We start from the raw sequence: 25,697 nt of genomic DNA on the forward strand, positions 1-25,697 counted from the left end.
AATCTAGTTCGGATCAGCCGAGTCCTCAACGATCCGAGCGAAAGCGCGTGAGGATCGACAAAATATCGTCGACTTCCATTCGCTTGCGGAAGTCAGGATCCACAAACCGGCCGATTATGCGGGCATCGCCGTCGACTACGAAAGTCGCCGGAGCCGGCAGGAACCAGCCGTCGTTGCCATGATATGTATCGAGGTGGTAGCCGCGCCCTTTCATCAAAGTTTTCAGATGCTCGCCGACCCATACAACGAGGCCAAGCGACAGCGCATAACCGCAATCGACGTCGGTAAGGATGCGAATGTTGTGCTGAGTTGTTCGTCTCAGATCATCTGTGAACTGCTGCCTATCGGGAATGATAGAAACAACTTGAGCACCGGTCTTTGCAATCTCGTCGTTATGTTCTGCGATCGTGCGCAGCGTTATCCGGCAGAATGGGCACCAGTGGCCTCGGTTAAGGCTGAGGATGACTGGTCCTTGTTTTGTTAGTTCCTCTAGGCTGACCAGAAGCCCAGACCTATCTGGCAACACAAACTGGGGGAGTGCCGCGCCTAACTCGGGGACCATGTTCCCAACCTCGCCGGAAAAAAGGCGCGCGACGAGATCGTCGTAAGCTTCGGCAAACGGGAAGTTCAACTCGCGTAGTTTATCGGCATAAGCAGCGAGCCTTGCATTCAAGGGCGCTTGCATCGCGCAGACCTCCGCGAAGGCTTCCGCAAGTGTCGACGCGCGCGTCAAGGATCAGCTCCTTTTATCCTAGTCTCTTGCACGGTCTCGCCTGTTGGCTCAGCTCACATCCCAATCTGATCTGATCGAGCATTGAAGACCAATGCTCGTTTCTGCCGGTTTCCATAGAAACTGGCTATCTGCCCGTCGATCGCTCCTGAAGAAATCGGTGCCCCACACAGCCTTAATCTTCTAAGAAATTCCCTAAACCCAAACCGCGGGTGCGATGCTTGATGGCCCCATGCAAAATCGCTGGTCAAGTGCAGATGGGGCGGGGGACGTGAAGCGTCCGCGCATGTTGCCGGCAACCACAAATTACCTTCAGAGGCATGCCCTATGCTGTTGAAAGGCTTGCGAGCAATGCTTACTGGTCGTCAGTTTCACTCCTTGCGAGCCTGGGGTGTGGTCACGGATCCGAACATCCGTCAGGTTTCCGAGCGAGATGGGTAGATCACAGCGGTCTAAAACCTGTTCTCCAACAGCACTCCGTGATACAGAGGGCGGCCCACAGTGGCGAGTATCTTAGACAGGGTGTTTCAATGCCTACCGGAACGGTAAAATTCTACAACGATCAAAAAGGCTACGGTTTCATCGCTCCTGATGGCGGTGGCAATGACGTTTTTGTGCATGCCACGGCGCTGGAGCGTGCTGGACTGACGGGCTTACGCGAAAATCAAAAGGTTAGCTTCGAGACTGAAGTTGATCGCCGGAGTGGTAAGACCGCAGTAAGCACTATCAAACTGGTTTAATTAATCCGTTTTAGATGTTGGTGAGCGGCTACTGATCAGGTCAACCGGCAAGTAACGATGTAGCCTCGCTCACGTTCACTTCACGGAAAACGTTTTGCCTGGTATCCACGGGAAGCACCGGCCGCCGGGCTGAACGCGGCCGGTGTTTCTTTGAACCAACCTCCAGGACACTCAGGATGAGTGCTGCCTGAAGCTTGGCCACCTTCCACGTCTCGCAAAGCACCGCCGGTTGGAGCAACTCGCGATTGCCATTTCCGAGTTGATGGGGGCGAGAGTCGTCAGATCATCTCGTGGCAGAAAATACGTGCAGTCGAATTTCGCCATTGATCGTTTGAAAATCGAAAGCAGCATTGGGCCACCGGCAACGTGCACCGGAACGCCGTTCAATCAAAACATAAATGTCGCCTACCGGACAATGGAATTGATTGTGGGAATGCCGGTCGGATTAAAAATGAAACGCTTGCGTCCTTATGGTGATTCGATAGCCTTATGCGAATTCATTGAGGGAATTGCAATTGGCGTTGGCAAGCGACTCCGAAGAATTATCATATTCCATCGAGCGACTTTACGATGCAGTCCTCGATCCATCCAAGTGGAATGAAGCTCTAGAGGCAACGACTCGGTTCATCGGCGGTGAAGCGGCTAATCTATTTTGGCAAGACTTGGCGACCAACGAGGCCGCCGTATTTCATTCTTGGAACGAGGACGCATATTACGGGCAGCTGTATACGGAGAAATACGCGAGCCTGAATCCGTATTTCCCGGCGCTGGCCTTCGTAGAGGTTGGTAAGGTGGTTTCCGGTGGCGATCTTATCCCTCACGACGAGTTTCGTCAGACCAGGTTCTATATGGAATGGGTAAAGCCGCAGAACTACATCGACGTTCTTGGCGCCAACTTGGAACGAACACTGACGAGCACGGCTTTTTTCTCTGTGCAGCGACATGAGCGCCAAGGGGTCGTCGACGAGCGCGCTCGCGAACGGTGTAACCTTATTCTTCCACATATCAGAAGAGCCGTTTCGATCGGCAAAGTTATCGAAAAAGGACGCGCGCACGAGCGCCTCCTAGAGAACGCTTTACATCTCATTTCTTCAGCTGCTCTGATGGTGGATGCAACCGGCCGCATCGTTTTCGCGAATGCCAAATCGGAGGAATATTTGGCGCACGCTGCCATCATTAGAGCGGATCAGGGTATCCTGCACGCTATCGATAGAGATGCGGAACGCGCGCTCAAGGATGCCTTCGCGGCGGCGGCAAGGGGGGACTCTGTCCTGGGCGTAAAAGGCATCGAAGTAGTCTTGGCCAATGGTGGAAAGAGCCGCTTTGTAGCTCACGTTCTTTGTCTCGCGTCCGATGCTCGGCGAGACGTCACGACGAGCGGCGCCGTTGCGGCTCTCTTCGTCAACGAAGTTAGATTGGCGCTTCAGTCTCCACTCGAAGAAATCGCCGCGCGTTTCCTCCTGACGCCTAGTGAACTACGCGTGCTGGCTGCTGTATGGGAGGAGAGCGGAGTACAGCAAATCGCCGAACGGCTCGGCATCTCTGCTGCGACAGTCAAGACGCATCTAAACCATATATTCTCGAAGACAGGCCTGCGTCGCCAAGCAGACCTTGTTCGTCTCGCGTCACGCGACGCCACGTTAGACTATCAACCGAAAGGTTGATGCCAGAAAATATAACGACGTCTACGAAAGCTCAGGGAACGAGGGCCGCGCAGTACTGACGTTCTCAGTCTGATGCCGATCGTTTTCAACCCGGGTGATCAAACTTCCGGGCGGTCGTGGCTGCGTTTTAAAGAATTCAAACGATGCAAAAACTTGCTCGGACCCACGGCGCAGGCGAATTAACGCGCGAAACAACCATCGATCAGGGCACGGAGCCACGGGGGATACTCAAGCGTTTTCACCGCGCTCTCGCAATAGTCCGAACAGCCGTTACCGCTAGGCTAATCGTCATAGCAGCGATTGCTGCTGCCGGCCCTGGTATCGCGCTTTCATCGTATGCGGACGATGTTCCGATGCCGCCGATCGAGCCGGCAACGGAAGCGGGCGCTCCCCCGATTGATGTGTTCAAACCGGGCGATATCGCGGCCAGCAGCTTCTCGGGCACGAAACTCATTGTCCAAAGTCTGCCGCCCGGCGTCGATCCAGTATCGAAGTCCTTTCTCGACCCCGATGGAGTTGTTTTACGCGTCTATTCGTTAGGCAACTTGCCAAGTGCCGCCACGGGACAAATTCTCGGTGCGAGTCCCGTATTTGAAGGCAAGGCTCGCGATTTGGGTCAAGTCTTCGCGTTGGCTTTCGAAAAGGCAAGCTCCGATAAGTCCACGCCGCCAGCTCTCTACGCGGCAGCCTCGTCGGCTTTCGGTTTGCAGATCATCGCGCCCGACAAGAATGGAGGCGGTCCGACTCGGATTTGGAAGGGTGCGCCAGGCGCAGCATTCATGCCGGGACAATTTGGTGGTCTGCCCAGCTCGGGGCCTGGAACGATCTACAAGATTGATCGGGCAAACGGAGACATACGGGTCTTCGGCAACGTCGCCACGAATGGAATTGCGAACAGTGGGCCCGGACTCGGCGGCTTGGCATTCGACCCCGCCAGTAAAACCCTTTACGCGTCCGATCTCGACACGGGGCTCATTCACGCATTTTCAGCCGATGGATCGGACGTCGCGCAGTTTGATCACGGTGCCGACGGTCGTCCGGTTGGCAAAAGGAATGCGGTTGGTGATAATGGCAAGCGCGCGGACATCTCATCACCGGAATTCATCGCTTCCGACCCTGCGACGTGGGGTTTCACGCAGACAGAACGGCGTATAGATGCCATCGCCATTCACGACGGGCGCCTCTATTACGCAGCCGCGGACGGACCCGAGATTTGGTCGATCGGGATTGATTCAAGCGGCAAGTTCACCAAAGACCCGCGCTTAGAGTTGGCTCCGTCGACTGTAAAGCCATTTCCAATTACGGCGATCGTGTTTGATGCCGCCGGTCGCATGATCATTACGCAGCGCGGCACACAAGACAATCCCGCAGACTATTCGCAATTCACGACGAAGGGCCCGGCCCAAACGCTCCGCTTCACACCAGAAAACCCCGACAATCCGCAAACGCCGGGGCAGTGGAAGCCCACGCCGGACGAATACGCCGTCGGCAATATCGAAGATTTTCGCGCCTCAAGCGGTGGTCTTGCGATTCAGTACGGCTACAGGGACGATGGCAGCATCGATCTCAGCACCTGCAGCGGCACCATCATCGCATCCGGCGACGCGCTTGGAGCGCAGAAGACCGCATTCGGTTTGCAACTTAGCAGTATCGAACGCGTGCGGCCCGCCAATGCCCCGCCTGTCCAAACTTCCATTATCGATCTCGATGCCAAACAGGACGATCCGGCGGCGCGCGGCCACGCAGGCGGCATTGCCGTCTTACGGGATTGCGCTGGCGGTGCCGGCGGCTTCCCGGCAGTGGCCGGTGGTGAAGGCGGAGAGATGCCTCCCGTTGCAGGCGGCGAGCCGGGCGGAGGATCTCCAGGAGCGACCGGCGGCGGCGAAATGTTCCCCCAGGTGGACGAGTCCGCAGAGGGCGGCGGCGGTACGGTAACCGATGATCAACAAGGCGGTGGTGGCACGACGACGAACGGTCCGCTGACGATGACCAAGTCGCCCGGGTCGGCGACATGCGCGGAAAATCAATCGTGCTCTTTCAAAATCACAGTCACGAACAACGGCGACAAGCCCGTCGACAAAATCGTCTTCACCGACAACCCAACGATCGGCGGCGCCCCGTTCACGAAGTTCAAGTTGGGCGACGTTGCGGCTCCCTGGAAATGTGAAGCCTCTGCGGCGCCGGGCATGCAATGCACGAACGCCGATCCCTTGCAGCCGAAGGCATCGACCGAACTCACGCTTTCCTTCACGCCGGATCCGGGTTCGCTCGCTGGCGCTTCCGAACTGAAGAACTGCGCGGCGTTTCCGGCCGGGGCAAACCAACAAGGAAACGGTCCGCAGCAAGCGCTGCCGCCTCCGCCCCCGCCGAGTGGAACTAACAACGGCGGTCTGAAAGTCGAGATGGCGCCTACGGCTGCGTCTTGTTCGCCTGCGACCGGCAATTGCGAGTTCAAGCTCACGATCACTAACACGACCGGCCAGCCAATTACGGCGCCGCTAAAGATCTTCAACACGCTCGCCGTGGGCACACAATCGCAGGCGAAGAATGAAGCAAAGTCGATGCAGCTTCCTGCTGGTCTGACATGCCAGCCAGAAGGCCGCGAATTCAATTGCTCGCAGGATCAGCTGACGCTCGCTCCGAACGGTGCACTTACGATGTCCGTCGCATATTCGGTCGATACCACCGAAGGCGGGGACGCAAATTTCGTCCAAAACAAGAGCGCCGTCACATTCGGGCCACTCACCGGCGAAGCAACGGCGGCGGTCGCCTTCGTTGACAACGCCAAGCTGCCCGAGCCAGGCGCGGACGCTCAGAAGCCGGGTAACGCCGGACCGGCCGAACCTGCGTGCGCAAGCATTCCGATCGCGCCAAGCGGACCGATCGTCGTCAACAAAAAAGGGCCCGCGAAGTGCGCGATCAAGGGACCATGCGCCTTCACCATTGACGTGACGAACGCCTCCAACGCGCCCGTACAAGGGCCGATCGAAATTGAAGACACGATCGATCTGCCGAATGCCACGATAGCCACCCCGGTCGCCGCGCCATTTTCGTGCGACGCGGCGGGACCTCCATTCAAATGCAAGTTCGACGGCACCCTTCAGCCGAAAGAAACGAAAACGCTCGCACTAACTCTGAATATCGACGCGCCGGCCGGTACCAAGTCATTGAAGAATTGCGCCGTGCCGACGCAGCCGCAAGCCGCAGGTGGGCAAGGTGGCGCTGGGCAGGGCCAAGGCGGGGGAGGAAAAGGCCAGCAGAAAAATCAGCTCGCGCCGGGCAAGAAGTCGGATCTCTTTCCCTTCGGCAGAAAGGCGATTTTCGACTTTGCAGCGTTTCGTCCGCAATCGCTACCGCACGCGACGTCGCTTTTGCATTTCACGGGTGGGGCAGGCGGCAATATCGGCGGCGTCGGCCCGAACAAATGCAAGCAATGGGGAATGCCGCAGAACGGCTTCAACATCATACAGAGTAACGGACCGCACGTTGGCTTCGGCGATGTGAAAGTTGGGCCCGACGGCAAGGTCACCGGAACGGCTTCTTTCATATCCAATGACGGGCCGGTGGGCGGCACCGTGACAGGAACCATCATCGGATCTCAGGTCGATCTCACGGTCAATTGGAAGAACAACAACGTCAAAAGCGGCCATTACACGGGCACCATCGAGCCCGACGGCGACTTTTCCGGTTTGAACAGAGCCTCAAACGGCAACACCGCGACGTTCAAGAGCAGTAAGATCTGGTTCAAGTGTTCGCTCGACGACCTTTGTCAAAAATACGCCGACGACGCCATCGCGACAGTGAGGGAATTTCAAAGCCTGAAATGCGGTTCTGTCGGTCCGGGCCGTTTCTCGCTCAATAAGCAAGAGCATATCGATTGGTGCATGGCGCAAACCCGCGGTGGTGGCAGTCCTATCCCCGTCGAAACAGAAGAGCGCACAAAGCGGCTCGACTCCTGTCGCGCATTCGATGCGAAATGCACTCAGGCCGGACTCGCGATCGCCGCGAAGAACGACGAGATGAAAGCGCTCAACTGCAAGGACGCGATACCGTCATTGCAGCCGGACAGAGCGAAGGACGCCTGCAAAGCGGCGGCTTTAAAAGCTAGTCCGGAGGCATTGGTGCAGGGCGTGCAGGAGAAACTCGACGCCTGCAAGCTCGCGAAGTTGAACGGTGACGGTGGAGCAGGTGCTCCCGGCGGCGCTGGCGGCGCAGGCGATCCCGGCGCCGGCGGACCGGCCAATCCCGGCAACGACAATGGCGCGAATGGCCAGGGGGGCGACCAGGTTCAGCAGCCGGCCGGCAATCAATGCGTAACCGTCGAACTAGAGGAAAAGCCTGCCCCAAATCCGCAGCAGGCAGGCAAGCTCGCGCTCTCCAAAAATCCGGCTGCCGGCAAATGTACCTCGACCGGCGGCGGCTGCGATTTCGTTATCTCGGTATTCAATCCTGATCCGGCAGTCGACTTCGTCGGTCCCGTGGACTTCACGGATCATATTTCACAACCGGACGGATCTCCGTTCCCGAATGTCACGGTCCAGACGCCGATAAACCCGCTGGCAGACTCGGGGATCAAGGGCGGGGTGCTCGGTTGCAGGAAAAACGGCAATGACGTGAACTGCACGTCAAGCGGTGCCTCGCTGACGATACCGCCCGGCAAGAAGATTCTCATCCCTATGAGCTTCACCCCCGGGGGCGACACCACAGCCAAGGCCGTCAAGAACTGCGCCTCGCTTCCCGGAGGAGAACAGCAATGCGTGACAATACCGTTCGGTGAGAACGGTCCGCTGCTCCGCGCCAAGAAGATCGCAGTCGGCAATCCCCAGACTTGCGTACCCAATTGCGAATTCATCATCACGATGAGCAACGTGGGTACGACCGACGCGCAAGGGCCATTCGTGCTGAAGGACGTTTTCACGGCCGCAAACGGCTTTGACTCTTTCAAGATGATCGGCGACAGCGCCTTCGCGTGCACGAGTACCAATGGCACGATCGGCTGCATCTCGACCAACAAGGGCGCGAATACATTGCGACCCGGAGAGACAATCTCCGGCGTGATCCTGTTCAACATCAGCTCGGTATCGCCAGAATATAAGAACTGCGTGCAATACGATCCCGCAGTCCAGGCAAAGCCCAGTCCCTTCGATCAGGATGCCGGTCCACTATGCGCGGTCGTCAAAGATACGGCGCATGCCGGACCCAATCTTCTAATGCAGCTTACGGCGCCCAATGAAGGACCGGATGGCGTCGGCGAATGCGCCATCAATTCGCCGTGCCGCTTCCAAACCCTCGTTCGCAGCAACGGCACCGTCGATTTTCCGGAACGAGCCCGGTTTACCGCAACTGTCTCGCCAAATGTTCCGCAAAGCCTGAAGGCGGGTGACAACCGATGGATATGCAGCCCCAATAACGGCGGTAAGATAGAGTGCTCAGACGGTCTTCAGCAAAAGCTGCTGGCCGTAGGAAATCAGTTGCCGGGTGAGATCGAAGTCCTTGCCGGACCGGGTTGGCAGAAGAACGATACCTTGACGCTTTGCGCCAAGATCGCACCCGCAAATTCCAAGAGCGACACCAACCCAGCCGACGATCTCGCATGCAAATCCGTCAAGCTTGACCCTTTCAACGTCAAGGTATCGAAGACGGGCGATCAGTCATGCACGCCAGGAGGCGACTGCCATTTCGCGATCAATCTCTTCAACCCTGGGCCGATCGATCACAACGCGCCGGTAACGATCACTGATCACCTCAACGGTTTGTCGTCCGCGACCATCGTATCGATCAATCCGCCGTTGCCGTGTGCGACGCAGCCGACGCAAATTCCATTTTCGTGCACGTCACCTGGCAACGTGTGTCTGAAAATCGGCGCCAAGGCTGGTGATGCCTGCGGACCGCTGACCTTCCAGATGGTGGTGCGGTTGCCAAACGATACGAGCGCGACGCAGTTCGCCAACTGCGTAAGCGTGACGGCGGGTGAAAAATCGCGGAGCGATGACGAGTCGTGCCATCCGGTATCGCTTAAGCCCGTAGTGACAACCGTTCCTCCGCCGCGCGAGACGGCGCCCGTAGTCACAACGCCGCCCCGCGAATGCTTCGGCGGCATGATCATGGTCGGAAATCTCTGCCAGTGCCCGCCAGGGTCGCGCTTCAATGGCAGGCGTTGCTTCTCAGACGGCGGAGAGGGCGGCGCGTATCCGGCCGTCCAGCCGGGCAATGTCGTCGTGCCTGTGGAGCCGCCGCGGTGCCCAGCCTTCCGGCCAGTCGGTATCTATCCGAACTGCTGCCCGCTCGGAACCGATTATCGATTCGGCGCCTGCCGCCGACCTTCTCCGATCGTAGTCCCGCCGCCAGCGGTGGAGCGCCCGCCGGTCTGTCCCTCGTATCGACCGGTCGGCACGTATCCGAATTGCTGCCCGCTCGGTATGGAATACAGGTACGGCTCATGCCGCCGCCGCGGGACGACAGGTCCGGGAACGGGAGGTGCGGACGGCACCTATCCGAATACAGAACCGCCATCGCGGAAGTGCCCATCTTTCCGACCCATCGGCACGTATCCGAATTGTTGCCCGCTCGGCATGGAATTCCGGTTCGGGTCGTGCCGACGTGCGCCGACCGGGGGAGGCGGCGCGGATGGAACCATTCCCGGCACTGAACTGCCACCCCGTAAGTGCCCATCGTTCCGACCCATCGGCATGTATCCGAACTGCTGCCCAATCGGCATGGAATTCAGGAACGGTTCTTGCCGACGCCCCTCAACATCTGACCAGGGTTCTGGCGGCACGAACGGAACGACGTCTCCGGATGATCGCAAATGCCCGCCGGGCTACCACCGCCTTCGCCGTCCGAACAAGTATGGTGCCTATTGTGAGCCAGATCAGTCGCAGAAGTGCCCGCCAAGTGCGCCAGAAGGCACGCCTCCCAATTGCCATTGTCCAGCCGGAACCGTCTCCCGAGGCGGGTTCTGCCGGCCGGCATCGTGCGGACCTAACATGACGGGCACGCCGCCTAATTGTCATCGCATCTGTCCGCCGGGCACGGTCAATCGCAATGAGACGTGCGTGCAAATTCAGAAGCCGCCGCCGAAAAAGACGCCCCCGAATTGCACTGGCGGAAAGGTGCCGCGAAATCCTGACGGACTCTGCGTCTGTCCGGCGGGATTTATAGACCAGGGTGGGCGATGTGTTCCGCGAGGTCCCGCCTAAGTGCGAGCATCCAAGCGTACAATTGTGTGCGAGGTGACTGAGCTCGGAGCAGAGGGAGTTCTGTGCGTATGCGGCGGATAATCTACAGCGGCGCATGCAAGTTTGCCGCGGCAACGATAGTGATCTTAGCCACTCCACATGAGCTGCGAGCCGCCGAATTTTCACTTCATTGCGCGCGCGCGGATGTGGTCAACCCGGCGTGGGATGGGCCGTTGACGTTCCGATATGACGGGTCCGATCACGGAACACTCCAGGTGGGAGGCGTCTTCGGTGATTTCACGCTTCCGGCGACACGCGCGCCATTACAAATTCAGCCGGGCGAGATGGGAGAAGCGATCGACGGCAGCGCAGCGGTGCAAGTGAAATTACCTCGACTGGACGAACTCGACGCGTGCATCAGCCAGGGGGCCGGCAAGTCCGCAGATGATATGGCGACGGGCCGCGATCAATGTATTCAAAAATTGTCACCGTCATCCTCACTCGTCGATGCGTCGGCGCGGATCCGGATCGGCTTCACTGGAGCGAAGGATGACAGTGGTGAGGACGCTTTTGTGGTCTTTAGATTGCAATATGCGGCACGCAGTCAAGTCTCCGGCGGTGTGATGACTGTGGAAGCATTCCCCGCACATTGCACACTGAAGAAGTGACTTTTGCATTCCATCCGCTGCAACACGTCTCTCAGCGGTTTGGGCGCGTTTGATGTCTTTGATTTAGAGAAATCTGTATGCCGCAAGTTCGCCGTGTGGGTCACACACGAATTGCGAGCCGAGCGGTCGCTGCAGCGGTCGTCCTTGGACGAAGCGGATAATAGGTTGGACATTCTGATCCCGAGGGTCTAACGTACAAATGGCGTTAGGCGCATGAACATCAGACGGCGCCTCTCTTATCTTCGGCATACTTCGCGCGGTTCAGCTGTCGAACTCACTATCGATGCCGACTTCGTTAAGCTGACGTTGTAGCTTGAATTCTGCTGATCCGTTGCTGCTTCGGAGCTGATATTCCGGGCGCATGAGGAGCCTGCCATGAAAGAGGATTTTATTCGCGTCACGCGGCGCCGTGATGGCTCGTGGACTGTGTTTCGCGGGCCCCATAGTCTCATGCTCCTCGCATTCCGTTTGAAAGCTCACGCAATCGCCTATGCACGCGCCGTCTCGTTCTCAGGAAAGCTGATCCTCTTTGTCGATGACAAAAGTGGAGTAGCGATCCGGCAATCGTCGTCGAGCCTGACCTATCCAATGCTCCTCGAGTAGGAAAAGACGTTAGCGCTGTGCATCTCGCTGTTGCCGTGTACCCGAACGGATCCAGCAGAAACCGCGAGAGAAAGAAATAATGACAGCAAGTCACGTCGTCACAAGATCTGCCGCGCTAGCCAAGCGCGGGTTGAAGCAGACCTGCGAAAATCTTGAATGCGCTAATAGGTTCTACGATCTGAAGCGGGAACCCTCTGCATGCCCTTATTGTGGCACGCCGTCCAATGCTACCCCCGCGATTGTGCTGAACTTCGATACGCTCGGTAAGATCCGTCCAAATAAACGCAATCGGTGGGCGGAGCCCAAGAAGCCAGCCATCGAAGTCTCAAAAGTCGAAGACGAGGTTGTCGACGAGCAAGTCGATAATGAAGCGGAAATTCCGTCAGCCGCCGAGGAACTGTTAATCGAGACCGAGGATGACGATGCGGACGAGCTCGTAGAGGATACGAGCGAATTGACTTAGCTCTAGGAAAGTTTGGAGCCCGAAATGTCACAAACTGACGAGTTCTTGGCGGCTTTTGCTCGTCTGCCCCAAGAAGAGCGAGAACGCAGTATCCGTCTCATCAATGCTTACAATGACGCTGTTGTCGAATCTCGTTCGAGCCATGCGGCAGCAAACGAGCCGTTCCAGTTATTCAGCTCGGCAGAAGTGGAACGCCTCGTTAAAGACTTTCGTGCCGATAGGTTGTCCCGAATAGGTCCCGCGATGGGACGCTATTTGTCCCTTTTGGACCGCGGATACAGGTGGCCGAGCTTCGTGTAGCAGCGGCCAAGTCGATCTACAAAAATTTGAAACTCAGGAGAACGCGATGCCCAAAGGCAATCAAAGAACCAACCGCGAGATACGGAAGCCGAAAGCTCCAAAATCGAAACCTGGTCAACTCGCGGCGAGTTTCACAAAAGCCCCACTGGGTTCCACGATGACCAGCGGAACCAAGAAGAAGTGATAGCGCCGTCGGCATCACGTTCGGAGCATGATTAGCGGCAGGGTGATGTGAGCGACCATACCGTCCGGATTCCAGTCTTTTTCGATCGTCCCGCCCAGCCCCTGGATAGAACCGAGAATTAGACGTGTGCCATAGCCGATATCTCTCGGAGCGACCACGTGCGCCGCTCCTATTTCTCGCCACGTCAGAACTAAGGATTCGTCAAGCTTGGTCCACGAAACCTGGACTTCGCCGTCCCCCCTGCTGTAAGCGCCGTACTTAGCCGAGTTCGTCGCCAATTCGTGGAAAGCTAATGCGAGTGAGTTGATAGCCCGTTCACCGAGAGCGATATCAGGGCCGTTCAACACGGGCGGCTTATATGGCTTGAGTGTTGCCTCGATTACGTCATTCAAGGAGACAACATCAAACGATATTTTATCGTTCTCGACGAGCTTGATGAGGGCATGGGCATCGGCGAGTGCCCTGAGCCGTGCGGATAGGCTCTGCCTCATCTCCTCCTTGGTGCTGCTGTGACGGGCGGCCATTTCTACCAACGCACTGGTTACAGCAAACAAATTTTTGACTCGGTGGCTCATCTCCAGAGCGAGAGTTTCGCGCTGTTCTACAGCCGATCTTAGCTCTTTCTCCGATTGGATCATCTTCAAAGCTACGCCAGTAAATACGGCGAGTTCCATCATAACGCGAGCGTCGCCCGAGTGAAAATGTTGCCCCTCCTCGGCAACCACCCACAGAGTGCCGAGAGGTGGGCTTCCCTTGATTTGGAGAGGAACCAGAAGGACCTCGGGAATGGTAATACCCGCCTCGGCGATCCACTGGTACGCACGCTCAGGACGTTCCATCAAAACCGGCTTCATCGAGTCGATACAAACTCCGCACGGGCTGAAGCCGCGAGGGGTCCGTGTATCTTCGAGGTCCGATAGACGGCCGGAAAGGTCCAGCCAGCGGAACTCCTGGCCCTCGAGCACGCTGATGCCCGCTGAGTCCGCTGCGCATAGTTCCATCGCGAGTTTCACAAGCCTCGGCAGAACTTCGGCAGGATACTCCGCCATTTGATGGGCAAGATCCTGCAGAGCCACTTTCTCGAGGAGGTAATTGGGAATTGGAGGAGGGCGCAGATCCAGCACGTCGGTGATCAGAACGCTGCTTATGTCAGGATGGCTCAAGCGCGAACGGACCTTCCTCTTTTTCTTGCTTGTTCCCTATAGGCAATCTTTGCACGCGTGACAACGCGCGCCTGCGGGAGGGGCATCGATGCGAAATTTCCGTTGGCCCACGCGCATGGCATTTTGTGGGGTGCCTTGATGATCGCATTCCAGGGAACGCCAGGTGGGGCGCTGTCACCCAAAGGAATAGCGGTGATGCGTTACCAAATAATGCGCGTTCCACCGGCTATTGAAGCCGCGCACGTCACGCCAATTGAGCCATAATACTGTTGAGCAGCTTCGGCCACTTGTCCCAGTCGTATGGCTTCGAAAACAAAGCAACGTTGTCAGGCAGCTCGTCAAAGCCGACCATGTTTCCAGACGCGATTATGATAACCGTGGGCGGCCAACGCTTGCGCACGTAATGGGCAAGAGCGAGCCCATCCATCTTCCCCGGCATTTGAATGTCTGTGAAAACCGCACGAATATCATCATTTCCTTCCAGGATCTGCGTGGCTTCCGCTGCAGATCCTGCTTCCACGACTTCGAAACCCGCCTCTTCAAGTCGAAACATTAAATCCCAACGAATCAAGGATTCGTCTTCGACCACTAATATCCGAGCCTTGCTTTTCGATGACATTGCGAGCCTCGGTATAAGTTGTGCTTGGGGAACTCAACCGCACCTCTTTAGGTTCATATCTATTTTGCTCGAGCGAAACTTCACAGAAAGCGGGCCTCGCTTACCGATGCAGTTAGTGAGCGATGCCCATGGTGGGTCGCGACCCGCGCATGCTCTATGCAAGTTTGATTGCAGTCGCGGGACCTACTCGACTTCGGCAGAGAAGATAGTCGATGATTGCTCGACCAGGATGTATCTATGCGCCGTGATTGCTTTTATATATTCGGCTCGCACATTGTTGAGTTCACCGCTCTTCAGGTGCTGCCACGGACCTCTGTTGCGCACATGTTCAGGAAGGCTTTCGAATGTACCTTCCTCGAAAATGAGATGAAGCTTCTGATCTTTCATGGAGCGGCGGATTGAATATCGCATCGCTTTGCATAGCACGTTGGCGGGCTGTCTGATATCACCAAAGCAGTTCGCGCAACGGCTGCCGCGACCCAGGAGACTGATCGCGTGCTGCGATAAGAAATGGTGTTAGCCACGGTCCAAGCGTCCGTATGAATTTCCTTCTTGTTCGAAATTTCCCTCGTGGCCCTGGCCGAAGAAATCGACCCATCCGCTTATAGGTGACGAGCGGAAGTACACGCGAATTTCGTGCTCCGCGACGGTCCACTGATGCCCGCCTCCCGCTTGCAGATTTTTCCGGGATGAGCACTGGAGAGCAAAGGTCTTCAGTGCGGCCGTGCCGCGGTTAGGAAGCGCCGCACGTCTATCTTTCGCCGGGTGGCTCTCGAAGATTGCTATTATTGCCCGCGTGCCTGTCTAAATTGATCTGCCGACATCATAAGTAACAAAGTCAGTTCCGGCAGAGGTTTTTTTATTTTGAAACAGCTTCTTGGAGGATCCTATTCCATTCAAATCTTTGGATGGGCCCCTGTTGACGCTCGCTATCGAGATGTTCTCTGATTGTTGAACCTGCTTGGTTGCTGCGGTCTATCCTCTCCAGCCAAGTTCTGCCTCGACGTTTAGATGGGCCGATCTCATCGGCCGAAATAATAAAAGTGACGTCAACAAGGGAGCGATGAAATGCAGGAAGCGGTGAAATTCCCACGGGCAACGCGAGCTTCTGAAGCCAAAAAAGATGCGACATCCCCTGAGGGCAGAGAAGGTCAAGCTCTTAAAATTACGCTCGAGCGGCCGGAGTCGATTGAGGCGCTGAAGTCGGCAAAACCCGACACCCATATAAATGACGAGGGGAGCGTGCCATGGCCGATGGCGGCAAAGGACTTCCGCGCTGACCTACAGAATACTTTGAAGACCGATGTGGAAGACAGGGACACGGCCGACGCGAAGCCAATCCAAAATCCGCTTCCTGAAGAGAGGTCCGAGGTATCGACCGCACAGCCTACGCCTGTCTACGAACCCTTCGATACCACCTATTTTGCTCGAACATTTATCATGATCGTCGCAACGATTGGATCAATCCTAGTAGCGGCATATTGCTATGCTTCGTTGCGAGATCTCCGCGGACAGCTCGCGACCGAGTCAGGCGCCAAGGCGTCTGCAGAAATGGCTCTAGCTGAATCGAAGTCGCGTTTAGCAGCTACTGAGAAGCAGCTCTCCGAGTCCCAGTCACGTCTAGCCGAGGCGGAGAAGGTTCTTGCGAGTGTTCGAGACGCCCTGGCAACTGTGAAGCCTCCGACGACACCAAGCGCAACGACAAAATAGCGCGTTTAACGAGTGAGCTATTAAAGAGTGCGGCGGAAGCCTCGGATTTCGCCGCACCAATAGGCAGTGTTAGCGAGGCAAGTGGTAACGAAAGGCATCTGGATCTAGCGGCGGCGATGGTCCTCCTTATGCTGAATAATTGATTTTCATCAGATTACCTTTGCAAAGCAGCAACGATTCCGCTTGCTCACGGGACGTGCGCAGCGCATCGTCATTATCAGCAAGACGGGTCGGGCACTGACGTAATCCAGCGATGAACTGGGATGTGCAGTGCTGTTTGCATTCATTTACACTTCCATTCTTTCGAACGCCGCAGAGCGTGTCGAATTTCCTTCCATCACCGAAACGATTACGAGCCCGTGGCTTTGCATGGCCGCGGAGCATGGTGAACAAGTCATGGAGTATGCGTGATGAAAAAGCTCGCCGGCGTGTCACTGGCGTTTGCAGGTGCAGCACTCTTGACCTGCTCGGCTGATGCTCAGGAAGTAATCGGGACGCTAGGATCGCCGGGGGCGAGGACCACGATTGATGGAAAGCAACTTCCGCCTCCCGACCCGAAATTCGGCGGCGTGATCAAGGACGGCGCCCTGCAATCGACACCGTGGTGGGCGCCACGCATCGTGCCGCCAAAGGGCGCGCCAAATGTCTTGCTCATCATTACCGACGACGCAGGATTTGGGGTGCCAAGCACTTTTGGGGGCGTTATCCCGACGCCGACCATGGACCGCATCGCGCAAGAGGGGTTGCGCTACAATCGGGTCTTTTCGACCGCACTATGCTCCCCGACTCGGGCAGCACTCATCACCGGGCGTAATCATCACTCAGTCGGCTTCGGCGTAATCTCGGAGCAGTCCACAGGCTTCCCCGGCTACAATAGTATCATTGGCAAGGACAAGGCCACGATCGGGCGCATTTTGCGCGATAACGGCTACTCCACTGCATGGTTCGGCAAGGATCACAACACGCCCGCATTCGCGGCGAGCCAGGTTGGACCGTTTGATCAGTGGCCGACCGGCATGGGCTTCGAATATTTTTACGGGTTCGTTGGTGGCGACGCCAACCAGTGGCAGCCAAATCTCTTCCGCAACACGACGCAGATCTATCCGTTCGAAGGCAAGCCCGGCTGGAACCTCGTCACCGGTATGGCCGACGATGCTATCGACTACATGACCCGAATACACCAGACGGATCCATCCAAGCCAATCTTCATCAAGTACGCACCTGGTGCAACGCACGCGCCCCATCACCCGACCCAGGAGTGGGTGGACAAGATCCACGCGATGCACATGTTCGACGACGGTTACGAGAAGTTGCGCGAACGCATCTTTGAAAATCAGAAACGGCTCGGGGTGATCCCCAAAGATACCAAGCTGACGCCTTGGCCGAATGATATCCTGAAACCATGGGATCAGCTGACGGACATCGAGAAGAAGCTTTTCATCCGTCAGGTCGAGGTCTTCGCTGCCTATGCGGCGTATAGCGACCATGAGATAGGCCGCGTGATCCAAGCGCTGGAGGATCTGGGCAAGAAAGATAATACGCTGATTATTTATATAAACGGCGACAACGGCACTAGCGCGGAGGGCGGACCGCTGGGTACGCCGAATGAGGTCGCGTTCTTCAATGGCCTCAACAAAATTCCTGCTGAAGAGCAGATGAAGTTCTACGACGTCTGGGGTACTGAGCAGACCTATAATCACATGTGCGCGGGCTGGTCGTGGGCCTTCGACACACCGTTCGATTGGTTTAAGCAGAACGCGTCGAGGCTAGGTGGCATCAACCAGAACATGGTCGTATCATGGCCAGCCCGCATCACCGACAAGGGAGCATTGCGCGAGCAGTTCATCCACGTCATCGACGTCGTGCCAACTATTCTCGAGGCCACCGGCATCCCCGCGCCCGAGGTCGTCGACGGCATCAAACAATCACCGATCGAAGGCACAAGCTTTGCTTACACGTTTGATCGGGATAACGCCAAAGCGCCCGCTCGTCATAAACTGCAGTACTTTGAGATGATGGGCCAGTGGGCGCTTTACGACGACGGCTGGCTGTTGAGCACTAAAGTGAACCGCGCGCCGTGGGAGGCCTTCGGACCGGCGAACCCCGATCCGCTGAACAACCAAGTATTCCAACTCTATGACCTGCATAACGACTTCAGCCAAGCCGAGGACGTCGCTGCCGCCCATCCTGATAAGGTTTCACAGATGCGTCAGGAGTTCGTCTCGGAAGCAAAGAAATATGAAGTCTTCCCGATGGACGCCTCGGTTGCAGCACGCATTGTCGCGCCGCGTCCTAACATTACAGCGGGGCGTACCGAATTCATCTACACGCGGCCGATGACCGGGTTGCCGCAGGGCGATTCACCCGTTCTGCTCAATACCTCGTACACGATATCTGCCGACATCGATGTTCCAGAAGGCGGTGCCGAAGGCATGATTTTAACTTCGGGTGGGCGCTTCGGCGGCTATGGCTTTTATCTCCTCAAGGGCAAGCCGGTTTTTCTTTGGAATATGGTCGATTTGGAGCGGATAAAATGGCAAGGCCCAGATACCCTTTCTCCTGGCAGACACAAGATAGAGTTTGACTTCAAGTACGATGGGCTTGGTGCAGGCACGCTGGCCTTCAACAACTTCAGTGGCGTCGGCCGCCCCGGCACCGGCACATTGAAAGTCGATGGCAACCCTGTCGATTCCAAAACTATGCCGAAAACGTTGCCCATGATCCTGCAGTGGGACGAGAGCTTTGATATTGGCTCCGACACCCTGACCGGCGTGAATGATGCCGATTACACTCCGCCATTCCCACTATCAGCCAAACTAAACAAGCTGACCATCAATGTGGATCGCCCACAATTGTCGGCTGAAGATATCAAGAAGCTCGACGCTGGAATGAAAGCTTCGGCGGATTGATGTGCGCGGGTTTCGCTTCTGACTTTCGCCGTTAGGATTTGCTGAACGCATATACGTATTCACCAAGCCAGCGCTCCGCTCGCACCGCAACGACGAATTCAATTGACGACGAATGGACGAGAGCGTCCTGTTCTTCGCGGATGGACGGGCCACTACGAACGTCATCGAGTCAGCTGATGCTAGCGTTCGTTTATGATTTGCAATCCGCGATAACGCGGCACGTCGTTCATGACGTCGTCCACAGCACGCCCGCGTTTCAGCCAGCGAGCTTTTGGGGACGCTCTTCTTCTTCGGAGGAGAGCGTATGAGTGAATGCTCGTCCTACCCAGTGAGGAATTTGATCGATCCCAGCAGGCAAAGGGAACAAGCAGGCGAGGGGGCAGGCGAGGGGATGGTGCTCGTGCCAGGCGGCACATTCCGAATGGGTTCGGACAAGCATTATCCCGAGGAGGCCCCATCGCATTTCGTCAGTGTGGATCCGTTTTGGATCGACGAAGCACCAGTCACCAACGCGCAGTTCCGCCGTTTCGTTGAGGAGACTGGGCATGTCACCTTCGCCGAATTGACGCCGAAGGCGAGCGAATATCCCGGCGCCCTTCCTCACATGCTCAAGGCGGGCTCGCTTGTCTTTAAACCTCCGCCCGGCAAGGTTGATCTTAGAAATTGGGCCCAATGGTGGGAGTTTCATTTCGGCGCGAACTGGCGCCGTCCCTATGGTCGTGGCAGCTGGATAAAAGGCATTGATGACCACCCAGTTGTTCATGTGGCCTACGTCGACGCCGAGGCTTATGCCCATTGGGCTGGCAAAGAGCTGCCGACCGAAGCGGAATGGGAGTTCGCGGCTCGTGGCGCACTCGATGGCGCGGAGTTTGCCTGGGGTAATGAGCTGACACCGGGAGGCCGGCACATGGCCAACACCTGGCAGGGCGACTTTCCGCATCAAAACCTGGGGCTTGACGGCTACGAGCGGACCTCTCCGGTCAAGGCGTTTCCGCCGAACGGCTACGGCATCTACGACATGATCGGCAACGTCTGGGAGTGGACCAGTGATTGGTATGGGCCCAAACACACCGAGGATGTGAAGAAGGCTTGCTGCATCCCTCGCAATCCGCGCGGCCCCAGAGAAGATCAAAGCTACGATCCTTCGCAGCCGAACATCCACATCCCCCGCAAGGTATTAAAGGGCGGTTCTCACCTCTGTGCGCCGAATTACTGTCGCCGGTATCGACCGGCGGCACGCCATGCCGAGCCAATCGATACATCCACTTGCCACGTTGGATTTCGCTGCGTCGTCCGTCGACCGACGCTAACGGAAGGAGAACAGTAGTTCCGGAGGCTGTCGCTTGGAATCTTTAAGAACAACAGGAGTCGAAAAATGTGTTTCTCGCGAACCACTAAATTTATTGCTCCTCTGGCTGTGGGCGCCTCATTGATCGCCTCGCAAATTTCGGCGCCCGCTGCCAACGCTCAGACGCAGCCAAACATCGTCTTCATTATGGGCGATGATATTGGCATGTGGAATATCGGCGCTTACCATCGCGGCTTGATGGCGGGTCGAACGCCTAATCTCGATAAGATCGCCAAGGAAGGCATGCTCTTCACGGACTATTATGCCGAGGCGAGCTGCACGGCCGGTCGTGCGAACTTCATCACTGGCGAGCTTCCGATACGCACAGGTATGACCACGGTTGGGCAAGCTGGAGCTCCGACAGGGCTGCCGGCCGAGGCTGTAACGATCGCGACGGTGTTGAAATCAATGGGCTACGCCACCGGCCAGTTTGGAAAAAACCATCTGGGCGACAAGAACGAGTTTCTGCCCACAGTCCATGGTTTCGATGAGTTCTTCGGTTACCTGTATCATCTGGACGCTATGGAGGATCCTGCTCATCCGAACTACCCGCAGAACCTGCTGAATGTCGTTGGTCCGCGCAACATGGTGCATAGTTGGGCGACCGACACCGACGATCCAACGGACATGCCGCGATGGGGAAAAGTCGGCAAGCAAAAGATAGAGGACGCTGGTCCGCTCTATCCCAAGCGCATGGAAACGGTTGACGACGAAATCCGTGACCTGGCGCTCAACTTTATGGAGAAGGCAAAAAGCGACGGTAAGCCCTTCTTCGTCTGGTTGAACCCGACGCGCATGCATATCGTCACTCACCTTTCCCCGAAATACGAGGCCATGCGCAACTCCGACAATGGATGGTCGGAAGAAGAAGCCGGCATGGCGCAACTTGACGACGACGTCGGTCTGGTCATGAAAAAGTTGAAGGACATGGGCGTCGACGACAACACGATCGTCGTCTTCAGCACAGACAACGGCACTGAAGTCTTCACTTGGCCGGACGGTGGACAGACGCCCTTTGCGCAATCCAAGGGAACCGTACTTGAGGGCGGCTTCCGGGTTCCGGCGATTGTTCGCTGGCCGGGCCACGTACCTGCGGACTCCGTGCAAAATGGGATCTTCTCAGGCCTTGATTGGTTTCCGACCTTCGTTGCGGCGGCAGGAAATCCGAGCATTGCCGATGAATTGCTGAAGGGTAAGCAGATCGGCGACCGCACCTACAAGAACCATCTGGATGGCTACAATCAATTGGCCTGCATCACCGGCAAAGGACCCTCTGCGCGTCACGAAATCTTCTATCTCGGCGAAAGCACCGTCGGTGCGGTGCGGATCGACGACTACAAGTTTCGCTTCATCGATCAGCCTGCAGGCTGGTTAGGCGAAAAGACACACCCCGACATTCCATATATCACCAACCTCCGTCTCGATCCGTTCGAGAGAACAGGTTGGCCAAATAACGGTACCAAGGAAGGCGCTCAGCAATATTTCGACTGGTTCAAGTATCAGTTCTGGCGCTTCGTATTCGTCCAGCAGGTTGTCGGAAAGGAACTACAAACGTTCCTCGACTTCCCACCGATGCAGCGAGGTGCAAGCTTCAACCTCGACGCGGTCAAAGCCGAAATGCAGAAGCGCATGGCCGAAGCGCAAGCGGCTAGCAAAGGCCCTGGCCAATAAAGCCTTCCATTGCGGCGGCTCACAAACGAGCCGCCGTGCCTAAGGTCCGTGCTGGGTCACTCGCCGGAAAATCCTGGCTAGGATGACGATAGCAGTGGCGCCGACGAGTATCGGTAAGACCAGGAACTCGAGGCCCGGCCGTGCCATGGCCACAACGATGGGATTGGCGCCAGCAGGCGGGTGGACAGTATCCGTCAGCATCATCGCGGTGATGGCGAGGCCAACACCGGACGCTAGACCAAAGGCGCTATAGCCGAGTAGTGCGCACGCCGATAATCCCATCACTGCCGAAATCACATGGCCGCCGATGATATTCTTCGGTTGGGCAAAGGGGCTCGCGGGAAATCCAAACGCCAGAACACAAGTCGCGCCAAACGGCGGGACGAGCAAATTCAATTGGCTTATGTCACGCACGAGGGCGAGCAGCCCAATCGCGATGAAGCCGCCAACCCCCGCCAGAATGGCTGGGCGCCAGGAGCGCGCATGCGTCAGCCAAAAGAACCTTTGTCGTGCCGGTGTGCCCAATATTTCCGCCTTTAATCAAAGTTGCGGGCGCAGTGAAACGGCGGCGCCGCTGACCAGAAGCAGCGCCGCCATGTGGGTCAGCGTTTGAACTTCGCAGCTTCTTCCGAGCCGGAAGTGGCGTTGCCTGCGCTATATGAGTGGGCGCCGACACCGGCAAGCTTACCCCCTTGAACGATCAGGTACTCGTTGCGAATGGGCTTCTTGCCGAAATAACATTCGAGAATTTCCCGCGTACCCGCTGCGTAGCGCGCTTGTGCCGAAAGCGACGTTCCAGAGATATGTGGCGTCATGCCGTGATGAGGCATCGTTCGCCAGGGATGGTCTTGCGGCGGTGGCTGTGGGAACCACACGTCACCCGCATAGCCAGCAAGCTGACCGCTTTCGAGTGCGCGAACAATGGCGTCCCGGTCGCAGAGCTTGCCGCGCGCGGTATTTACAAGGTATGCGCCGCGCTTGAAGTTCTTCAGCGTTTTGTCGTTGATCATATGCTCGGTTTCGGGATGAAGCGGGCAATTCAACGTAACGACGTCGCAGGCCTTCGTGAGGCTTTCGAGGCTCGTGTGATGGGTGAGATTCAGTTCCCTTTCAACTGCATCGGGGAGCTTATAACGATCCATATAATGAAGATGCACATCGAAGGGCTTCAGCAGGCGTAACACCCGCAAGCCGATGCGCCCTGCGGCAACCGTGCCGACGTGCATACCCTCAATGTCGTATGACCGCTCCACGCAATCAGCAATGTTCCAACCGCCTTTGATCACCCAATTGTACGAGGGAATGTAGTTGCGGACGAGCGACAGCATCTGCATGACAACGTGCTCTGCGACGCTGTTGGAGTTGCAGTATGTGACTTCCGCGACGGTTATGCCGCGATCCATGGCTGCCTGCAGGTCAGTGTGATCGGAGCCGATACCAGCAGTCACAATCATCCTGAGCTTCGGGGCTTTGGCAATTCGCTCGGCGGTCATGTACGCCGGCCAGAATGGTTGCGAGATGACGATCTCAGCGTCCGGCAGTTCCTGGTCCAGCTTTGAGTTTTTGCCGTCCTTGTCAGAGGTCACAACCAGCGTATGGCCGTTGCTTTCCAGGTATCTGCGCAGACCCAGTTCCCCCGACACGCTGCCGAGAAGATGCCCCGGAACGAAGTCGATAGCTTGTGGCGTCGGGGTCGTTTGACCATCGGGGTATTTGGTGATTTTGGGGATGTCGTCCCGCGCGTAGGATTTGGGGTATCCGTTTACGGGATCGTCGTAGAGCACACATACGATTTTAGCCATCTCATATTCCTCGATGAATAGGACATGAGGAGACGCTCCGTGCGGCGGGCCGAACGGCTGACGTAAGCGTAAAATGAGGGATGCTGGCAACGCTCCTGGGAGTGCTGCCCATATTCCTCTCGCGTTTCCTCGCCTGGCAGCCGGCTTTTTGAAGCTCTATGACCGATCAAGCGCCCGAGTTCTCGTGCTCAAGCGAGCCATCGTCAAACGGAAGGGATTTCTCGACTGATCGATCCCGTCGATGAACTAACGCGAAATCTGCCGGGACGGCCAACGACGGCAGTTATCGGTTGCACAACGCCTAGGTGCTAGCTATAGCCATATAGCTATATCGTTGGAGATGCGGATGTTCGTTCGCCAGATGAGCTATCTGTTAGCTCTTGCTCGCGAGAAGCATTTTACGCGAGCGGCTGAAAGCTGCTGTGTGACCCAATCCACCCTCTCGTCCGGGCTCAAAGCGCTGGAGCGAGAGCTGAACATGCCTCTTGTGCTAAGGGGATCCAGGTTCATCGGCCTCACCCCCGAAGGCGAGCGCGTGGCTGCGTGGGCCGTTCATATCGTATCTGACTACGAAAATCTGAAGCAAGATGTTGCGGGACTGCGCTCCGGCCTAAAGGGCACTCTCCGCCTCGGGGTAGTGCCTGCAGCAATGCCCGCAGTTGCAAAACTGACCGCTCCGTTTTGCGCTCAGAATCCAGGTCTGGCGGTAAACGTAATTTCACTGACTTCGGCTGAAATTCAAGTCGGCATCGATAAGTTCGATTTGGATGCGGGGATCACATATCTCGAAAATGAGCCGCTTACAAAAGTGCGGAAGATCCCGCTATACGAAGAGCGATATCTGTTAGTCACGCATATCGACAGCCCACTCGCACAGATGCCTTCTGTTTCCTGGCGCGACGCGGCGGCGGAAAATCTCTGCCTCCTCAACGAGAGCATGCAGAACAGGCGCATTCTGAATAACCTCGCTCGATCATTCGGGATCGAGCTCATACCCTCTATTACTTCCAACTCCTATCTCGCTATCTGCTCGCACGTTTGTACCGGCGGATGGGCGAGCATAATCCCGCACACTTTTTCCTACATCTTCCGGGGTTGCAGAGAACTCACGTTCGTAGAACTGGTCGGCCCAAAACACAGCCAATCGATCGGCATCGTCGTGTCGGAGCGAGATCCATTATCCCCGATCGCCCACGCGCTCTTGCGATGCGCCGGAAGAATGGTTGCAAACAATCCTCTCGTGCCGAGCCTGGCTTGACCAATTGCGCCGAGTCGCGAGCGACTACCTAAGGGCCGACCGTTGTAGCGGGATAACCGCGTGAAAACCGTGGACGATTGGCGACGTTGATCGCGCCGAACGGGATCGGGGCACCGTTACAATTGTTGCGCTTTGGTGACGCGCATTGATCATCCTCACGAGGGCGATATTAGTCCTTTGCCAAACGCGCAGGTTCAATTCTATTTTCACTCGGAAATACAGACGTTTGTGAAATCGGCATCATAATGAGTGCCCAGGGGCGCAAAATCGACGGCCGGACCTGGCGCGCGAATATCGTACGCGTCGTTCTTGCCGCATTTCTGCTGCGCGCCCTGATCCCCGCCGGATTTATGCCCGACTTCGGCGCTGCCTCTCACGGCGTCTTCCAGGTTGTTATTTGCTCCGCAAATGGACTGGAGCATCTCACCCTGGACGTGGATGGGAAACCGGTTCACGGGCAAAAGTCGTCTCACCAACATCAACCCTGCGCCTTCAGCGGTTTGGCTGCAGTCGCCTTGCCCTCCCTTGCAGACGCTCGGCTGCCAGTACCGAGTCATCACAGCGTAGCGACTCTAACCTACGATGCTGCAGGCTTGCCTCCGGCACGCGCGGGGCCTCCTCTCGGGTCTCGCGGCCCCCCTCAACTCTCCTGAACTGAACCGATTGTCCCGACGCCGGTAGCGGCGT

17 protein-coding genes are annotated in these 25,697 nt (G+C 56.8%); 12 read left to right on the forward strand and 5 right to left on the reverse strand.

All coding sequences use genetic code 11. From position 1 onward, the window contains the following. Positions 1–25: 25 nt before the first annotated feature. Complete coding sequence (locus tag EKK30_RS01965; protein ID WP_290979467.1) at positions 26–733, reverse strand: redoxin domain-containing protein; 708 nt, start codon at positions 731–733, stop codon at positions 26–28. Positions 734–1,260: 527 nt separating this feature from the next. Between EKK30_RS01965 and EKK30_RS01970 the strand changes: the two genes are divergently transcribed. The 6 genes from EKK30_RS01970 to EKK30_RS01995 all read left to right on the forward strand — a co-directional run bounded on the left by EKK30_RS01970 (position 1,261) and on the right by EKK30_RS01995 (position 12,046). Next, entirely contained in the window at positions 1,261–1,470 is a 210-nt protein-coding gene (locus tag EKK30_RS01970) for a cold-shock protein (RefSeq protein ID WP_290979470.1), read from the forward strand. A gap of 515 nt (positions 1,471–1,985) precedes the next feature. Next, positions 1,986–3,134, forward strand: a complete 1,149-nt coding sequence (locus EKK30_RS01975) for a helix-turn-helix transcriptional regulator (RefSeq protein ID WP_290979473.1) — start codon at positions 1,986–1,988, stop codon at positions 3,132–3,134. A gap of 143 nt (positions 3,135–3,277) precedes the next feature. Then, positions 3,278–10,333: a hypothetical protein gene (locus EKK30_RS01980; protein WP_290979476.1), complete on the forward strand. Its 7,056-nt coding sequence runs from the start codon at positions 3,278–3,280 to the stop codon at positions 10,331–10,333. A gap of 254 nt (positions 10,334–10,587) precedes the next feature. Next, positions 10,588–10,980 carry a hypothetical protein gene (locus EKK30_RS01985; protein WP_290979479.1) on the forward strand — a complete coding sequence of 131 codons (393 nt, stop codon included), beginning with the start codon at positions 10,588–10,590 and terminating at the stop codon, positions 10,978–10,980. A 375-nt stretch (positions 10,981–11,355) separates the two neighbouring features. Continuing rightward, a complete protein-coding gene (locus EKK30_RS01990; protein WP_290979481.1) occupies positions 11,356–11,583 on the forward strand; it encodes a hypothetical protein in 228 nt (75 codons plus the stop codon). Positions 11,584–11,662: 79 nt separating this feature from the next. Next, positions 11,663–12,046 (forward strand): FYDLN acid domain-containing protein, encoded by a 384-nt coding sequence (locus tag EKK30_RS01995; protein ID WP_290979484.1) that lies wholly within the window; start codon positions 11,663–11,665, stop codon positions 12,044–12,046. Between the two features lie 498 nt (positions 12,047–12,544). Here the strand turns inward: EKK30_RS01995 and EKK30_RS02000 are convergent, their stop codons facing one another. Further along, positions 12,545–13,693, reverse strand: a complete 1,149-nt coding sequence (locus tag EKK30_RS02000; RefSeq protein ID WP_290979487.1) for an HWE histidine kinase domain-containing protein — start codon at positions 13,691–13,693, stop codon at positions 12,545–12,547. A gap of 244 nt (positions 13,694–13,937) precedes the next feature. Next, positions 13,938–14,312, reverse strand: a complete 375-nt coding sequence (locus EKK30_RS02005) for a response regulator (protein WP_290979490.1) — start codon at positions 14,310–14,312, stop codon at positions 13,938–13,940. A 1,068-nt stretch (positions 14,313–15,380) separates the two neighbouring features. Between EKK30_RS02005 and EKK30_RS02010 the strand changes: the two genes are divergently transcribed. From EKK30_RS02010 to EKK30_RS02025, 4 genes are all read left to right on the forward strand, one after another. Next, positions 15,381–16,022 carry a hypothetical protein gene (locus tag EKK30_RS02010; RefSeq protein WP_290979493.1) on the forward strand — a complete coding sequence of 214 codons (642 nt, stop codon included), beginning with the start codon at positions 15,381–15,383 and terminating at the stop codon, positions 16,020–16,022. 410 nt (positions 16,023–16,432) lie between these two features. After that, positions 16,433–18,931, forward strand: a complete 2,499-nt coding sequence (locus EKK30_RS02015; protein ID WP_290979496.1) for an arylsulfatase — start codon at positions 16,433–16,435, stop codon at positions 18,929–18,931. Between the two features lie 391 nt (positions 18,932–19,322). Continuing rightward, positions 19,323–20,258 carry a formylglycine-generating enzyme family protein gene (locus tag EKK30_RS02020; RefSeq protein ID WP_290979593.1) on the forward strand — a complete coding sequence of 312 codons (936 nt, stop codon included), beginning with the start codon at positions 19,323–19,325 and terminating at the stop codon, positions 20,256–20,258. A gap of 48 nt (positions 20,259–20,306) precedes the next feature. Then, a complete protein-coding gene (locus EKK30_RS02025) occupies positions 20,307–21,950 on the forward strand; it encodes an arylsulfatase (RefSeq protein ID WP_290979499.1) in 1,644 nt (547 codons plus the stop codon). A 39-nt stretch (positions 21,951–21,989) separates the two neighbouring features. Here the strand turns inward: EKK30_RS02025 and EKK30_RS02030 are convergent, their stop codons facing one another. Further along, a complete protein-coding gene (locus tag EKK30_RS02030; RefSeq protein ID WP_290979502.1) occupies positions 21,990–22,475 on the reverse strand; it encodes an HPP family protein in 486 nt (161 codons plus the stop codon). A gap of 77 nt (positions 22,476–22,552) precedes the next feature. After that, entirely contained in the window at positions 22,553–23,752 is a 1,200-nt protein-coding gene (locus tag EKK30_RS02035) for an NAD-dependent formate dehydrogenase (RefSeq protein ID WP_290979505.1), read from the reverse strand. Between the two features lie 346 nt (positions 23,753–24,098). Between EKK30_RS02035 and EKK30_RS02040 the strand changes: the two genes are divergently transcribed. Together EKK30_RS02040 and EKK30_RS18135 are read left to right on the forward strand one after the other, a co-directional pair. Then, positions 24,099–25,010 carry a LysR family transcriptional regulator gene (locus EKK30_RS02040; RefSeq protein ID WP_290979508.1) on the forward strand — a complete coding sequence of 304 codons (912 nt, stop codon included), beginning with the start codon at positions 24,099–24,101 and terminating at the stop codon, positions 25,008–25,010. Positions 25,011–25,360: 350 nt separating this feature from the next. Further along, positions 25,361–25,663, forward strand: a complete 303-nt coding sequence (locus EKK30_RS18135) for a hypothetical protein (RefSeq protein ID WP_366927313.1) — start codon at positions 25,361–25,363, stop codon at positions 25,661–25,663. Positions 25,664–25,697: the final 34 nt, after the last annotated feature.

It is taken from the genome of Hyphomicrobium sp. (assembly GCF_003987855.1).
Taxonomy (GTDB): Bacteria; Pseudomonadota; Alphaproteobacteria; order Rhizobiales; family Hyphomicrobiaceae; genus Hyphomicrobium_B.